Annotated in this window: 12 protein-coding genes and 1 tRNA gene; 7 read left to right on the top strand and 6 right to left on the bottom strand. The window is 62.1% G+C overall.

The features are described from left to right. Positions 1-4 precede the first annotated feature (4 nt). Positions 5-2,902, top strand: coding sequence for a glycosyltransferase (locus NKH02_RS11535; protein WP_352878788.1), 2,898 nt, complete (start codon positions 5-7; stop codon positions 2,900-2,902). A 400-nt stretch (positions 2,903-3,302) separates the two neighbouring features. Beyond that, the gene (locus tag NKH02_RS11530; RefSeq protein WP_352878785.1) at positions 3,303-5,528 is read left to right on the top strand and encodes a mechanosensitive ion channel family protein; all 2,226 of its coding nucleotides are present in this window, start codon (positions 3,303-3,305) and stop codon (positions 5,526-5,528) included. A gap of 300 nt (positions 5,529-5,828) precedes the next feature. Here the strand turns inward: NKH02_RS11530 and NKH02_RS11525 are convergent. The 3 genes from NKH02_RS11525 to NKH02_RS11515 all read right to left on the bottom strand — a co-directional run bounded on the left by NKH02_RS11525 (position 5,829) and on the right by NKH02_RS11515 (position 7,680). After that, positions 5,829-5,919, bottom strand: a tRNA-Ser gene (locus tag NKH02_RS11525). 337 nt (positions 5,920-6,256) lie between these two features. After that, a complete protein-coding gene (locus NKH02_RS11520) occupies positions 6,257-7,324 on the bottom strand; it encodes a cyclic nucleotide-gated potassium channel (RefSeq protein WP_352878783.1) in 1,068 nt (355 codons plus the stop codon). A 191-nt stretch (positions 7,325-7,515) separates the two neighbouring features. Next, entirely contained in the window at positions 7,516-7,680 is a 165-nt protein-coding gene (locus NKH02_RS11515; protein ID WP_352878780.1) for a hypothetical protein, read from the bottom strand. Positions 7,681-7,814: 134 nt separating this feature from the next. Between NKH02_RS11515 and rpsU the strand changes: the two genes are divergently transcribed. From rpsU to NKH02_RS11490, 5 genes are all read left to right on the top strand, one after another. Further along, complete coding sequence (gene rpsU / locus NKH02_RS11510; RefSeq protein ID WP_023810129.1) at positions 7,815-8,093, top strand: 30S ribosomal protein S21; 279 nt, start codon at positions 7,815-7,817, stop codon at positions 8,091-8,093. 141 nt (positions 8,094-8,234) lie between these two features. Beyond that, on the top strand, positions 8,235-9,077 hold the full coding sequence (locus NKH02_RS11505) for a tetratricopeptide repeat protein (protein WP_352878777.1): 843 nt from the start codon (positions 8,235-8,237) through the stop codon (positions 9,075-9,077). A gap of 205 nt (positions 9,078-9,282) precedes the next feature. Beyond that, a complete protein-coding gene (locus NKH02_RS11500; protein ID WP_352725195.1) occupies positions 9,283-9,759 on the top strand; it encodes a DUF992 domain-containing protein in 477 nt (158 codons plus the stop codon). Between the two features lie 93 nt (positions 9,760-9,852). After that, a complete protein-coding gene (locus tag NKH02_RS11495; RefSeq protein ID WP_352863136.1) occupies positions 9,853-10,350 on the top strand; it encodes a DUF992 domain-containing protein in 498 nt (165 codons plus the stop codon). Between the two features lie 200 nt (positions 10,351-10,550). Next, positions 10,551-11,987: an MFS transporter gene (locus NKH02_RS11490; RefSeq protein WP_352878774.1), complete on the top strand. Its 1,437-nt coding sequence runs from the start codon at positions 10,551-10,553 to the stop codon at positions 11,985-11,987. 14 nt (positions 11,988-12,001) lie between these two features. On the opposite strand, the gene NKH02_RS11485 is transcribed toward NKH02_RS11490, so the two are convergent. From NKH02_RS11485 to kdpC, 3 genes are read right to left on the bottom strand one after another with little or no spacing between them, the layout of a single operon-like run. Continuing rightward, a complete protein-coding gene (locus tag NKH02_RS11485; RefSeq protein ID WP_352878771.1) occupies positions 12,002-12,694 on the bottom strand; it encodes a response regulator transcription factor in 693 nt (230 codons plus the stop codon). Beyond that, positions 12,691-15,420: a DUF4118 domain-containing protein gene (locus NKH02_RS11480; protein WP_352878768.1), complete on the bottom strand. Its 2,730-nt coding sequence runs from the start codon at positions 15,418-15,420 to the stop codon at positions 12,691-12,693. Before NKH02_RS11480 ends, NKH02_RS11485 begins: the two co-directional genes overlap by 4 nt. A 57-nt stretch (positions 15,421-15,477) precedes the next feature. After that, complete coding sequence (gene kdpC / locus NKH02_RS11475) at positions 15,478-16,041, bottom strand: potassium-transporting ATPase subunit KdpC (RefSeq protein ID WP_352878765.1); 564 nt, start codon at positions 16,039-16,041, stop codon at positions 15,478-15,480.

Genomic DNA, 16,041 nt, shown 5'->3' with positions numbered 1-16,041 from the left:
CAACGTGGCGCATAATCCATTGGTTTCAATCGTAGTTCCTGCGCACAACGCGGAGGTAACGCTGACGCGCGCACTCGATTGCCTTCTCGATCAGGAAATCGTGGATTGGGAGGCGATCATCGTCGACGACGCCTCCACGGACCGCACCCCCGCGACCATCGCCCGTTATGTGGAACAAGATGCCCGATTTCGGACGTTGAGTTCTCGCGCGAAGAGTCCCGCCGGCGCGCGCAATAACGGGATTTCGACGGCGCGCGGTCACTGGCTGATGTTCCTGGATGCCGACGATTGGGTCGATGCCAGCTTCCTTACGAAAATGCTGGACGCACTGAAAGCCGCTCCCGATGCAGTGGCCGCCTATTGCGGTTCTCGGCGCGTGATGCCCGATGGTGCACTCACCCCGTCGAGCATCGCCCCCGAGGTCGCGATCCAGCCCTTCGAAACATTCGCCCGCCGGTGTGCCATCGCCACTCACGCGCTGCTGGTCGACCGGGAGACAATCGTCGAGTTGGGCGGTTTCGATGTGTCGCTGCGCACCTGCGAGGACTGGGATCTGTGGCAGCGCGTCGCACGTCTCGGCAAGAATTGGGTGATGGTCGACGAGCCGCTCGCCTTCTATCGAGCCAGCCCCAACGCCCTCACCCGCAATTCGACGCAGATGCTGGCAGACGCGGAAATCGTGATCGCCCGCGGCTTTTCTCCTGATCCCGGGGTCAAACACCCAGGATCGGCTCACGCCAATGGAGCGATCGAGGCGATCGGCCGCACCGCTTCCGAAGCACTCGCGTGGTTCGCCTTGTGGAACGCTGCGTCGGATTGCGGCAGCGGCGGCGGCTCGATCAACCCGCAATCCCTACGCGCGCTCCCGGCAGCACGTAAGTGGGCGCGTGAGATCGCCAAGGTGGCCTTCGATGGCCTGATGGTAGGAAGCCTATCGGTGCCAGCGCAATTGGCTGCCCGGTGGGACAGGTTCGGCGGCGCCCTCACCGAGTTGATCATCGAACTCGGCAACGTCTGGGACGATCCGGTCGCGGGTCGTCGCGTCCAGTATCATCTCGAGCAAATGCTTCTCGATGCCGACGATCTTGCCGCACCGCGTAGGCTGGCGCGGATACTCGGAATTCGCGTCGACGCTCGAAATCCAACCTCGACCGAGCTTCCGGAAGGAATCGATCAAATCTATGCCTACCTGATGATGGATGGCCAGATCGAAGCTGTCGTGCAGTTCGGCGTACTCGGGACAGTGACAAGGGATCATTGGATTGAACTGATCGCACTGCAAAAGGACGCCAGTGCCGATACGCCAAACACGCTTGCAGCCGAGGCATTGTTGTCCGCAGCCGAACGTCGGCCCGATCTGGACAGCCACTTCGGCAAACTCGCCCAATTGGCAGCTGAAGCGCGGGAGCTGGTTCGGTCAAGCGCCGAACCAGCACCACCTCCTGCAACGCCGCACCGAGCACGGACCGCGGACAGGAATGATCGCACGGCGTTCTGGAACAGCTATTTCGCGACCGAGGACCCGTGGAACTACGGCTCGCTCTATGAGCAGGAAAAATATCAGCGGCAGCTCCAAATCCTGCCTGCTGGTCCCATCGGACGGGCGCTCGAACTGGCCTGCGCGGAGGGCCACTTCACGCGGCAGCTGGCGCCGCGTGTGGGCCATTTGACCGCAACTGACATCTCCGCCATAGCCATCGAGCGGGCCCGTGCGCGATGCAGCGATCAGCCGAACATTGAATTCGGCGTACTGGATTTCTCTGCCGACGCGCTGCCGGATGAGATGGATTTGATCTTCTGTTCGGAGGTGCTCTACTACCTGGATGATCTCGCCGAGTTGCGGCGCATCGCCAAAAAATTCGCTGAGGCGTTGGCGCCTGGCGGCAGTTTCATCAGCGCACACGCATTCGTGCTGCGTGACAATGTTGAAAGGACGGGCTTCGACTGGAACACATTCGGTGCGCAAGCGATCTCGGAGACGCTGGCAGCGGCCGAAGGCCTCGTCCTTGAGCAATCGATCCAGACCGAGCTCTACCGCATAGACCGCTTCCGCCGCCTGTCACCGGACGATGTGGCGACGGAACCGATGATAGATCATGTGTCGATCCGCGCCCCCATTGGAATCGGGGTCGCGCGAAATATCGTCTGGGGCGGGGCGCGGGCCTTGCGCCGCGACGTCGCACGCAACGAGCGGCGCCAGCATATCCCTGTTCTCATGTATCATGGCGTTGCCGATGAAGGTCCGGACGCGCTCGCCCGTTTTCGGCTCACGCCCGCCGCATTCGCGAGCCAGATGGCATGGCTGCGCGCCAATGGCTTTCACGCCATTGGGTCCGAGCAACTGGAACAGTTCATCGCCAACCGTCAGCCTTTCGTTGGCCGCCCGGTGGTCATCACCTTCGACGACGGCTTCCAGAACTTTGCCGACCATGCCTGGCCGATCTTGCGCGCCAACGACCTGACCGCGCAAGTGTTCCTGGTGACGGATCTGGTGGGCGAAAGTGCAAAGTGGGACGCCGATATCGGTCCGCCGACGCGGCTTATGGACGCCGGGACGGTGCGACGCCTCTCCGCCGAGGGTGCGTTCTTCGGAAGCCATCTGGCGACGCATCGCGCCATCGATGGTCTTTCGAGCTGCGACCTGGCCGCCGAGCTCCTGCGCTCTCGTATGTTCATCGAACGGTGGACGGGTCGGCCAACCACGGCGTTCGCGGCACCCTTCTCTGTCACTGACCGACGGCTAGGGCGGCTGGCCAAGGAATGCGGCTATCGAATTGGCTTCGGCGGCAGATCTGGGCCGGCGGATCTCGATTGCGATCCGATCGACCTTCCGCGCATCGAGATTCGCGGGGATCGCTCGCTCGATGACTTTGTCGCCACTGTCGAGGCCGTGCTCGATTAAACGGTGAACTTTGTCAGCGTCATTATTTCCGCTAACAATGCGCAAGATCGACGGACGCTTCGCAGCGTGACCCCGCGGCCCTATGGAGCGCTCGAGATATGTTGTTGACGATGGCTCATGCGACCAGACTGCGGCGATCGCCCGATGTCACGCGGATCGGAATGCCCTGCCCCGGCGGCTAAATAAACGCTGCCAAGTTACCCGGCGCAAACGGTCTGGCTCGGAACGATGACTTCTTGCACCGCAACATCGGTTTCTTCAAGGTAAGACAACAACGGACATAGATGTCGTTCCTCGCCGATTTGACCGGAAAGTTAACAGCACGATGGCACTTATAATTCGTCGACTGGTACCCAGGAACCTGGCACGCCCGACACAACGTCTCCGACATCTGGCCGCGATGTTTGTCCTGATTGCCAGGCCGCTCGTCTTTGGGATCGCCCTCTTGTTGGCTGGTCAGGCACAGGCGCAGGCGCCGGCGACGGTCCCGCCTGAAAGGGTCAAACAGCTGTTCGAGCTTCTCGACGATCCATCTGTGAAGGCCTGGGTGGCCGAACAACGAAATCAGGACGCCGGATCGACGGGCGCGCCTGCCGGGGCAGTGGCTTCGCCGACCGACGTATCGTCCGGCGCCGTGGCCGCACCAGGCCAGATGAATACGATGGCATCCTCGACGCTCGATCGGATCGGGCACCATATCGAACGAATCGTGCGAACTTTACCCCTGCTGCCAGGTCAGTTCGCGCGCGTTCGCGCAGAGACCATGCAGGACATGTCCAGCAAGGGGTCCGCAAGCGTATTTATGCTGATTGCGATGTTCATCGCTGCCGGCCTGGCGCTCACTTGGGCAACGTATAAAGTCACACGTCCATTTCGTCTTTGGATCATCGCGCAGCCGAAGGATACGCCACTCGGGCGAGCCAAGAAGATTGGCGGTCGCGCGCTATATTCCAGCATGCTGATTGTCTCTTTCGCATTGGGCAGCGCCGGCGCGTTCATGTTGTTCGACTGGCCAATGCTTATCCGCGAGATTGTATTGACATTCCTGATGGCGGCCGTCGTTACATGGGGTGTGCGCATGTACGTCATCGCCATGCTCGTCCCTTCCTTCATGAACGTCGAGAACGCCGTCGAGGTTCGGGGTTTGCCGATCACCAACGAAGTGGCGGACCATTGGTCCTATTGGCTACCCCGGATCGTCGGCGTCTTTGCGTTTTTCGGCGCCGCGTTTATTCTCTTGCCGGGTCTCGGCATCGATCAGGACGGAATGATGGTCCTGTCACTGGGCGCCGATTTCGTGCTGCTGTCGCTGTTGCTGCTTGCCATCTGGCGTCGGCCAAGAACGCACCGAGACAGTGCGCGCCACAGCGGTCACACGGAAGCGACATGGTTGTTGACGGCTTATTTCGTCGTCCTGTTCCTGCAGCGCGTCGCCGGGCTCTATATATACTTCTGGTTTACCTTCGCCGCATTCTTCCTGCCTTTGGCAATCGTGCTGACACAGCGCGGGGTTAATTTCGTCTTGCGGCCAGGTTCGGAAGATGTCGGCCGGCCTACAATCCCGGCGGTGACGATCGCTGTCATCGATCGCGGAATCCGGATGATTTTGATCCTGGCGGCGGCTTACTTTCTCGCGCGTGTCTGGGGTCTGAACATGCAATCCATGCGCGACAGCGATACGACGACGATGTTCATCTTGCGAGGCTTGATCAATGTCGTGGTCATTGCCCTCGCAGCCGATTTCGGCTGGTCGATCATCAAGGCCTTGATCGAACGAAAGCTGGGCATCGAAATACCGCACCCAGTCATCAGCGACGAGGACGTCCCGATCCTCGATCCGCAGCAGGCGCGGCTGCACACGCTCTTACCGATCCTCCAGAACATGCTGCTCGCATTGATCGTGGTTATGGCGGTGCTGATGATGCTCGCCTCTATGGGTATCCAGATCGGCCCGCTGATCGCTGGCGCCGGCGTCGTCGGCGTCGCGGTGGGCTTTGGCGCACAAACCGTCGTCAAGGACGTCATTTCAGGCGTGTTTTTTCTGCTCGATGATGCGTTTCGCGTCGGCGAATATATTTCCTCGGGCAATTACAAGGGTACCGTGGAAAGCTTTTCGCTGCGCTCGGTGAAGCTGCGGCATCATCGTGGTCCGCTGTTCACGATACCTTTCGGTGAACTCGGGGCTGTCCAGAACCAGAGTCGTGACTGGGTTATCGACAAATTCAACATCACCGTTGGCTATGACACCGATATCGACTTCGCCCGCAAGCTCATCAAGCGCATCGGCCTCGAACTGGCGGAAGATCCCGAGTTCAAACACTGGGTGCTCGACCCAATCAAGATGCAGGGCGTACAGGAGTTCGGCGAGTACGGCATCGTATTGAGGGTCAAGGCCACAACCCGACCCGGAGGCGCCTTCGGTATGAAACGCAAATTCTATGTGCGGCTGCGCCAAGTCTTCAAGGAGCAGGGCATCGAACTCCCGCTTCCGACCGTCCAGGTCCAGGGGCTACAGAATCCACATGGGGCAGAGAATGCGCCGTTGGAGATCACACCCGCGTTAAAAATGGCCGTCGCGCAGTCGCACACTATTCGTCGGAGAAAAAAAGCCAGCACAACGGAATAGGAAAGCCCTGAAACCCTGCCGGTCACAGCGCGGCTTTCCGCAGGGCAAAAAATCTGTGACTTGGGTAAACGATAATTCAATTCAGTGTGTAGGAACCACAGTGAACTAGATGAACCGGATCGTTGTTTTTCTGTGAAAAAACTGCGCTGGACCACTCCAGGCCAGTCAGAACCGAACAAAACAGCGTTGTTTTCAGCGCATTTTGACGCCGAATCGCGCGGCGCGGGCAGCGGGATATCCTGCCATCCATCTGTTTTTACGTGGTAATTTTGGGAAGTCCGCCTTCGAAGCGGACAAGAATGGCGGAGAGGATGGGATTCGAACCCACGAGAAGCTTTTGACCTCTACTCCCTTAGCAGGGGAGCGCCTTCGACCACTCGGCCACCTCTCCGTTGCGCCGCTGGATAAAGAAAAGCGCCGGCACAATCAACAAGCCCGCGCCATTATATAGAAAAATAACAACGCACCGGACCGCGGCTTTTCCATGGATGCGGCGGTTCCGCGGCAATTCCCTGGCAGATGACTCGGGGCCTTGCCATGATTCTGTCGGTCGATCGCCTGAAGCAGTTTGTCGATGCTCGCCCTGCTGATGGGATAGCCGAATTAATTGAATTGCGATGTTTGGCGACCACCGACTTGCCGCGCGTGGCCGATAGAGCCGCCCCATCATTGACAGGCAGTTGGGCAGCCTTGAATCGCGCCCTGCTCCTGACGAACGCTTAGTACGGTCAACCCTTAGGTGCCGCGCCGCGCCGCTCGAGCGCGGTCTTGCGGATGATTTCCGCGATCTCCGGGCTGCTGCTGCACAGCATCTGGAAATCCGCCGAGTGCAGCGACAGGAGTGAGACCGCCGTTGTGGCGCTGACGGTCGCCGAGCGCGGTTCGCCGCTGATCAGCGCCATCTCGCCGAAGAAGGCGCCAGGACCAAGCTCCACCGGGTGTGGCGTCGCGACGCTGACACGCCCCTCCACGACGAAGAACATCTGATCACCGGCCTCGCCATTGCGGCAGATCACAGCGCCCGCCGGCACGATACGAGGTCTTAACGCGCGCACGATCTCGACCAGCACGGCCGGGCCGAGCTTCTGAAACAACGGCACGGCGGCGATCAATTGCCAATTACGGACGAAATCCTCGCGACGGACTTCTTGATAAAAGCCGGTGGCAAGAATGCCAGCCCAGAGAGCGAAGATGCCGATGCCACTCATCATGACCGCCCCGGCAAGGACGCGGCCGGCGAAGCTTTCCGGAATAGCGTCGCCATAGCCCGTGGTGGACAGCGTGACCACCGCCCACCACATTGCCTGGGGGATGCTGCCGAACTTTTGCGGTTGGACGTCGCGCTCGATGACAAAGGCTGCGAGCGCAACACTGAACAGAACGATGCCGAATACCGTGGTGACCCCGATCAGGTTGCGCGCTTCGTTGGTCAGGATCCTGCCCAGCAGCGGGAAGAAAGTCGAGTCGCGCAGCGGTTTCAGCAGCCAGACAGCACAATAGAGGCTCCGGTCGGGCGTGCCGACGAGCAGAAATGCGGCGAGTGGAACCAAAACCGCGAGCACATCAATGGCGATTGCCGGCGTCCTGTCCCGAACGTCTTTCGCCCGGCGCTTGAGCAGCGTCTCGGCCAGTTCCAGGAGATAGACGGCCCAAATGACCGCGAGCACGGCAGCCAGAGCCAGTCTGCTTCGTCCGGATATGTCTGGTGTCGTGAGCATGGCCACCGCCCCAAGCCCAGTCGCAGCCAGCAGCGCGTTGAGCGGCGCGTAAATTCTTACGAAAGGCAGTACCGACATTCTATGCCCACGAGTGGATGCTATTCCTCCAGAATAGGATGCCTTCAAGGCAAGCGCAAAGGTGCTTACTTTCGCTGCGATGTTCATCACCAACGGTGAAACTCAGATGTCCGGGAAAGTGAACAGACAGGCCACAACCCAGAATGACCCGATCCGGCAATTGCGCGATGGTCAGCCTTCCGCGGATCGGGCTAGGTCGACGACGATCGGTCGACGGCGTAGCCGTCAAGCGAGATGAATTGCTTATCCAGCGGTCTTGCGGAACCTTCCACCAAGTTGGGATCGGTTGCCGCCAGCTCGAACTGGTCGGCGCCAAGAAGAGCAATACGCGCGCTGCCGGTCGCATCCGGCGCCATTCTTCCATTTCGGTTGTGGACAGCGCGACATGATTCTGCTATCAGCCGCCCCAATTCGTGGTGTAAACCGCCGCGGAGGCTAGTGGCTATGGCTGCTTGCCTGTTGATATCAAACCCGAAAGACAGGATTGCCCGTGCAGGTACTCGTCCGCGACAATAACGTTGATCAGGCGCTTCGCGCTCTCAAGAAGAAGATGCAGCGCGAAGGCATTTTCCGCGAAATGAAGATGCGCGGTCACTACGAGAAGCCGTCCGAAAAGCGCGCCCGTGAAAAGGCTGAAGCTGTCCGCCGCGCCCGCAAGCTGGCCCGCAAGCGCGCCCAGCGCGAAGGCCTGCTGCCGATGACGCCGCGCCCCGTTGCTGCTGGCGCCGCCGGCGGTGCAGGTGGTGCTCCGCGTCCGCCGCGGTTCTAACGCCAATTTTTCGTCCTTTTCGAAGGATATCAGAGGTGGCGCGATGCGGAATCGCCGCCACCTTTTTGTTTTGGTTGTGACCCGGCCCGGAGGGGGGAACCGGACCTGAGCGACGCGGCTTGAAGTGAGGACAGGGCAGACATGAACGCAACAAGCGTGGAGCGCGGGACCGCATTGCGTGGTTTCGCCCTGACAGTGGCCCTGCTCTCCGGACTGGCGCTTGCCGGCTGCCAGACGTCAGGCCCGACCGGCGAATTCAACAACATCGACAAGGCGCAGGGGTCGAGCGAGAACATCTCCTCGCTGTCGGCGGTCATTCAGCGCAATCCCCAGGATCCCGAAGCCTACAACGTACGCGGCTCGGCCTATGGCCGTGGCGGCCAATATCAGGCGGCGCTCAAGGATTTCAACCAGGCCATCCAACTCAATCCGAATTTCTTCCAGGCCTATTCGAACCGCGCGCTCATCCAGCGCTTCCTCGGCAATCAGACGGCCGCGCTCGAGGACTACAACCGTTCGATTCAGATCAATTCAAATTATGACGCGGCCTACATCGGCCGTGGCAATCTCTACCGCAAGGCGGGCCGCACCCAGGACGCATTCAACGACTTCCAGAAGGCGATCCAGCTCGACACGACCGACGCGCGCGCCTACCACAATCGCGGCCTGATCTATCAGAGCCAGGGCCAGCACAAATTCGCCATCGAGGACTTCTCGACCGCCATCTCTCTGGCGCCGGACGCCGCCGAACCCTACAATGGCCGCGGCCTTTCCTACCTGGCGACAAATGACGAGGACAACGCCTTCGCCGACTTCAACATGGCGATCAAGCTCGACGGCAAGAATGCCGAGGCCTGGGCCAACCAGGCGTTGATTTACGAGCGGCGCGGCGACAAGGCCAGGGCGGCGAAATCCTATCACGAAGCCATCCATCTAAACCCGGCCTACCAGCCGGCCAAGGATGGCCTCGTCCGCGTCAGCTGATCGATTTCGGCAAGCATTCCCACACAATCTGCGTGGCATCCAAGTGCCGCGGCGTCCTTTGCGTGTCCGAAAAGACGCACTCCGGCAACCCCGTGTTAACCCCGGCAGCAAGGCGTCGACCCGTGCCTTGTTCGCGCCAAGTTTTCAGCGGAACGGTCTGCCCACCCAATCCGTTGTCAAAAAGTAATTTGCGAAAGGACCTCCCATGATCAAGAAACTCGCCTGTGCCGCTGTCCTCGCCATGACGGCGTTTGCCGTCGCCCCGGCCAGCGCCGGCAAGCTGCAACTCGGCACGCTCGACTGCACCATCGATGGCGGCACCGCTTATATCGTCGCGTCCAACAAGGGCGTGTCCTGCGTTTTCCGCCCCCATCATCACGGACCGTCCGAGGTTTACACCGGCGTGATCTCCAAGGTCGGCCTCGATGTCGGCAAGACGCATCAAGGCCAGCTCGTCTGGGCCGTGCTGGCGGCAACGCGCGACCGCGACGGAGGCGATCTCGCCGGCAGCTACTACGGCGTCAACGCCGAGGCGAGCGTCGTGACCGGCGGCGGCGCCAACTTGCTTGTTGGCGGCCTGGACAGCGCCTTCATGTTGGAGCCGCTCAGCGTCCAGGCGCAGACCGGCGTCAACCTTGCCGTGGCCGTGACCTCGCTCCAGCTCATCCATTCGTTCAAGTGAATGCAGTGGAGCCATGCGCTCCACGACCCCTCACCCTGCGGCGCGGAACCAGATAGGATGGTTCCGCGCCGTTTGTTTTTGAGGGGGACTGCCATGCCCAAGACAGCCAGACTGAAGACAGCCATTGCCGCCGCCGTGATCGCCACTGTGTTTGCCGGGGCGGCGCATGCGCGGGACCAGGGCTTAGAACTCGGCACGCTCGATTGCGCCATCGGCGGCGGCACCGGCTTCATCTTCGGCTCGAGCAAGGATTTGAGCTGCACCTTCAATCCCGCCGACAAGAGCTTCGCGCCGGAAGCCTATTTCGGCGCCGTCAACAAATACGGCCTCGACATCGGCACGACGAAGCAGACGTTCATGCAGTGGATCGTGCTGACGCCGCTGAAGAATATCTATGCCCCGGGCGCGTTGGCCGGCGACTATATCGGCGCCAGCGCCGAGGTGACGGCGGCCGTCGGCGCCGGCGCCAATCTGCTGGTCGGAGGATCCTCGCAGGCCTTCACCTTGCAGCCGCTCAGCCTGCAGACGCAGACCGGCATGAACCTCGCGATCGGCGTCAGCCAGTTCCAGTTGCGCAGCACCGAGAATTGATCGCGCCACCGGACCGCAACCACGTCCCGAAAAATTCGCTTGAGCTCAACCTCGGTTAAGGTTTTACAAGCCTGCCCCGACCGGAGCAGCGCGCTTGAAGCGCGCGATACACGCTCCTGCCCGCGCATGGTCCTGCCGGAAATCTGTACTGGCTTCTGGCGTCCTGCTCTGGCGTCAAGATATTGCAAGGCAGGGTAGACATGACCGATATCAACACAAACAGGGTCGACTGGCGCGCATTGTGGGCAAGCGGCGACTTGGCGCGCTTCTGCTTCATCAGCCTCGGCATCCTGCTGCACGCCACCAACGAAACCATGGTGGCAACCGTGATGCCGGCCATGGTCGGCGAACTGGCCGGCGTGCAGCTCGTCGGCTGGTCGCTGGCTATCTACGAGCTCGGCGCCATCGTTGCCGGCGCGGCGGCCGGACGTCTGGTGAGCTATGTCGCGCTGCGCACCAACATGGTGGTCGCCGCGCTCCTTTACGCAGCCGGAGCGCTGATCTGTGCCACCTCGCCTTCCATGCAACTGTTTCTCGCCGGCCGCCTTATCGAAGGACTTGGCGGCGGGGCGCTGGTGTCGCTGGCCTTCGTCTCGGTCGAGCGGCTGTTCTCGCGCGCCATCTGGCCACAGCTTTTCGGCATCATGTCGGCGATCTGGGGCGTCGCCGCCTTCAGCGGACCATTGCTCGGCGCGATCATGACCGAGCTGCTGTCATGGCGCTGGGCCTTCGGCGTCTTCACCCTCGGCGGCACCGCCATGGCGCTGGCAAGTTTCATCGTGCTCGACACGCCGGAGGCGACGAAACCCAGGACGAACATAGGCAAGGCGCCGCCCTTCCCGTTCGCGGCCCTTGGCTGCCTTGCCGTCGCCGTGGTGCTGATCGCCTCGGCCGGCGTCGACATCGCCCTGCTGCGTTCCTCGCTGCTGATGGTCCTTGGCCTGGCTGGCCTGGTGCTGTTCTTCTCCATCGATGCGTTGAAGCCGCGCTCGCGGCTGTTTCCGGCGCGGCTGTTCTCGTGGCGAACGCCGGTCGGCGCCGGCATGACCATGGTTGCCGCCTTTTCGGTGGCGACATGTTCTTTCGGCGTCTACGGCCCGCTGCTGCTGACCAGCCTGCACGACATTCCGCTGCTGACCACCGGCTACATCATCGCCGCCGAATCGATCGCCTGGTCGATCCTGTCGATCCTGGTCGCCAACGCACCACCGCAACGCGAGCGGCTGATCATCGTTGGCGGCGCGGTGATGATCGCGGCCGGTATTGCCGGCTTTGCCTATACGATACCCCTAGGCTCCATCCCGCTGATCCTGATCTGCGCGTTGCTGCAGGGCGGCGGCTTCGGCGTCGCCTGGCCATTCCTGACGCGCGTCATCGTCGCCTCCGCGCCTGAAAGCGAGCAGACCATCGCCTCGGCGGCGGTGCCGACCATGCAGCGCATCGGCTATGCCGTGGGTGCCGCACTCGCCGGCATCGTCGCCAACGCCAGCGGCTTTTCGCAAGGCTTGAACCACGACGCGGCGGCGAATGTCGCATCCTGGCTGTTTCTCGCCTTCGTGCCGCTCGGCATTGTCGGCTGCCTGGCGGCTCTGCGGGCATCGACAACAGCAAATCGACTGCAAGAGGCTGTTGGCTAGACCGGGGTCCTGGCTTACTCGACCTCGCGCAGACGATAGCCCACACCCGTCTCGGTGGTGATGTAGCGCGGCTGGTCGGGGCTCTTCTCGATCTTTTGCCTGAGCTGCCGGACATAGACCCTGAGATACTGTACGTCGGTCGAATCGCCCCAGACCTGCTTCAACAGGAAATGGTGGGTCAGCACCTTGCCTGAATGCTGCACGAGGATGCGCAGGATATCGTACTCCTTCGGCGAGAGCTTTACGTCCTTGCCCTCGACCTTGACGATGCGCTTGACCAGATCGACGGACAGGTCGCCGGTCTGGAAAACAGGCTTCTCGCCCTGTTGCTGGAATTTGTGCCGCAGCGCCACGCGGATGCGCGCGACCAGTTCGTTCATGCCGAACGGCTTGGTGACATAGTCGTCTGCGCCGAGTTCAAGAGCCTGGACGATGCCGGCCTCGTCGGTGCGGCTCGACAGAATGACCACCGGAATGTCGAGGCCGTCGTCACGCCATTTGCGCAACAGCTCATGGCCGCTCATGCCAGGCAGGCCAAGGTCGAGCAGGACGAGGTCCGGCTTCTCGGCCTCCATCAGCTCGATCGCCGCTTTGGCGTTCGGCGCCTCACTGATCGCGTAGCCTTGGCTGCCGAGCCCGACACGCAGCAGCTTGCGGATCGGCGGCTCGTCATCGACGACCAGTATCCTGACGTTCGAGTTTGTCATGCCAAGTCACCCACATCATCCGTGGCGGAGGCGTCGAGATCGGGCGGGTTGGCCGGCTTCGGCATCTTGATGGTGAAGACCGCGCCCGAACGATCGGTCCGGTTTGCCGCCGTGACCGTCCCACCCATCGCCTCGATGAAGCCACGGCAGATCGAGAGCCCAAGCCCGGTGCCGGCGCGGACCTGATCGCGCTTGCGCACCCGGTAGAAGGTATCGAAAATCCGTTCCAGATCGCCGGGGGGAATGCCCGGCCCTTCATCCATGACCTGCAGGAGGACAGAACCATTGTCGATCCAGCCCTGCACGCGGATCGTCGAGCCGGCCGGCGCGTATTTCGCTGCGTTGTCGAGGAGATTGAACAGCGCCTGCTCGAACAGGACGGGATCGACCTTCAACATCGGCAGATCCGAGGGGATGTCCGTCTCGATCTTGTGCTCGCCGATGATTTTCCTGGCCCGCTGCAAGGCAGAGCCGACGATGTCGCCGACATAGTGGAAGGCAAAGTTCGGCTCCATCGCACCGGACTCGATCTTGGTCATGTCGAGCAGATTGGCGATAAAGCGGTTCAGCCGCTCGGATTCATCGAGCACGGTCGTCAAAAGCTCCGCCCGGTCCTGTTCGGGAAGTGCCGGTGCGAATTCCCGCAGCGTGCCGGCCGCACCCATGATGGCGGCGAGCGGCGTCTTCAGATCATGCGAGATCGAGGTGAGCAGCGCCGAGCGCAGCCGGTCCGCCTCGGCCGCGAGCTTGGCGCGGTCGACGTCGGCGACCAGCTGGATGCGCTCGATGGCGACAGCCGCCTGGTCGGCCAGCGCGTCGAGCAGGCGCTGTTGTTCGGGCGTCAGCAGCGGCCCCTGCTTGTCATTGTCGAGGCCGACGACGCCGATTGCCGTGCGCCCGGTTCGCAAGGGAAGGTAGAGGCGCTTGGCGCCGGGAAGCGTGTCGGCGCCGCGTCCCGCGGCTCGGTTGTGCTCCCAGGCCCAGCGGGCGGCGGCGATGTCGGCTTCGGCCAGCGTATCGTCTGGCGGATAGCCGGCCTTGACGGTGATCGTTCCGTCTTCCGGCAAAAGCAGCACCACCCGCAGCTTCAGCATCGAGGCGATCTGGAAAGCGGTGGCCCAGAGAACGTCGTCGAGCGTGCCGGCACCGGCGAGCTTCTTCGAAAAGAGATAGATGTCCTCCGTCGCCCGCGCCCGTGAGCGGGCGGCGACCGCCTGGCGCTGCACGCGCGCCGTCAGATTGCTGGCGATAACGGCGACAACCAGGAACACGCCGAGCGCGACAATGCTTTCCGGATCCCGGATGGTCAGCGTGTAGCGCGGTTCCAGGAAGAAATAGTTGAAGGCAAGGGCGCTGACGAAACAGGCATACAGAGCCGGCCACAGGCCACCGGTCACCGCCGACGCCAGCACCGCGATGAGAAAGATGATCGCCAGGTTGCGAACGTCGAGAAACTGGTCGAGAAGCATGGCGAAGGCGAGCGAGCCCACGACAAAGGCCGTGGCCTTTAGATAGGGCCAGATCTCGAACTGCCACTGCTCGTCCGCCGCCCTGACGCTCCTCGACGCCGCCTCCGTGCCGCGTTCGTTTCCCGAAATGACATGGACGCTGATGTCGCCGGCATTGCGGATGAGATCATAGGTGAGCGAGCCTTCGATCAATTCCCGCCAGCGCGACCGGGTCGGCCTGCCGACCACGATATGGGTGAAGTTGTTCGCCGTCGCGTAACGCACGATGTCCTGCGCCACATTCTGCCCCGGAATGGTCGTTACCTCGGCGCCAAGCTGCTGGGCGAGGCGCAGGTTGTTTGCGAGCCGGTCCTTATCCTCTTCGGGCATACTGGCCGAGCGCGGGCTATCGACATGCAGCGCCGTCCAGGGGGCACGCAGCCGGTCGGCCAGCCTGCGCGCATAGCGGACGCGGGCCGCTCCTCCCGGACGCGCGTCGAGGCAGACGAGAACCCTTTCCCCGGCAGCCCATGGTCCGGGAATAGCATGGGCCTGCATATGGATCAGCAACTGGTCGTCGACGCGCTGCGCGGTTCGGCGCAGCGCCAGCTCCCTGAGCGCCGTCAGATTGCCGGGCGAGAAATAGTTCTCGATCGCGCGCTGGGCGGTGTTGGGGAAATAGACCTTGCCTTCCTCGAGCCGTTTGATCAGGTCGTCGGGGGTGAGATCGATGATCTCGACATCGTCGGCCTGGTCGATGATGGAATCGGGAACCGTTTCGCGCACCCTGACCTTGGTGATCTGGGCGACGACGTCGTTCAGGCTTTCGACATGCTGGATGTTGAGCGTCGTGTAGACGTCGATGCCGTGCGTCAGGATTTCCTGAACGTCGAGATAGCGCTTGGGATGGCGGCTGCCGGGCGCGTTGGTGTGGGCGAGTTCGTCGACGAGAACCAGCGCCGGGCGCCGGGCAAGGATGGCGTCGATATCCATCTCGTCGAGGATGCGCCCTTTGTAGTCGACCTTGCGGCGCGCAATGACCTCATGGCCCTCGACCAGGGCCAGCGTTTCCTTGCGGCCATGCGTCTCGACGATGCCGATCACCACGTCGACGCCGTCGGCCAGTCGCGCGCGGCCCGACATCAGCATTTCGTAGGTTTTGCCGACGCCCGGCGCGGCGCCGAGGAATATCCGCAAACGGCCGCGTCCCTCCCGCTCGGCATGATCGAGCAGCGCGTCGGGAGAGGGTCTGGTGTCGTTGCTTCTGTCGTCCGGCATCAGGATCGATCATGGATGGCGCCGGGGACACTGTCGATCCCTGGCTGCCGCCATTCCCTATTTCGCGGCGTCCAGCGCAAGATTGAGACCAAGCACATTGACCGCCGGTTCGCCCATGAAGCCGAGTTCCCTGCCCTCGACCTGGCGGTCGACAAGCGCCTTGACCTTGGCTTCATCGATCTCCCTGGCCTTCGCCACCCGGGCAACCTGGAAGTAGGCCGCTTCGGGACTGATATCAGGATCGAGGCCACTGCCGGAGGTGGTGACCAGATCGATCGGGACGGGCTGGTTCGGATTCTCCGCCTTCAGCTTTTCCGCGTCGCCCTTGATGCGGTCGATCAGCTTGGGATTGGTCGGACCTAAATTGCTGCCGCTCGAGGCGGCGGCATTGTAGCCGTCGCCGGCAGCCGAGGGGCGACCATGGAAATAGCGGTCGCTGGCAAAGCCTTGGCCGATCAGTTCGGAGCCGATGACCTTGCCGTCCTTCTCGATCAGGCTGCCATTGGCCTGGCGCGGGAACAGCGCTTGGGCGATTCCGGTCATGCCCAACGGATAGATCAGGCCGGTCAGCACCGTGAAGAAGACGATCATGACGATCGCGGGTCTTATCTGGGTGAGCAT

It is taken from the genome of Mesorhizobium sp. M1396 (assembly GCF_040317725.1).
In the GTDB taxonomy this organism is placed as follows: domain Bacteria; phylum Pseudomonadota; class Alphaproteobacteria; order Rhizobiales; family Rhizobiaceae; genus Mesorhizobium.
Note: the sequence above shows the minus strand (reverse complement) of the source record. Positions and strands in the feature narration are given on the sequence as shown.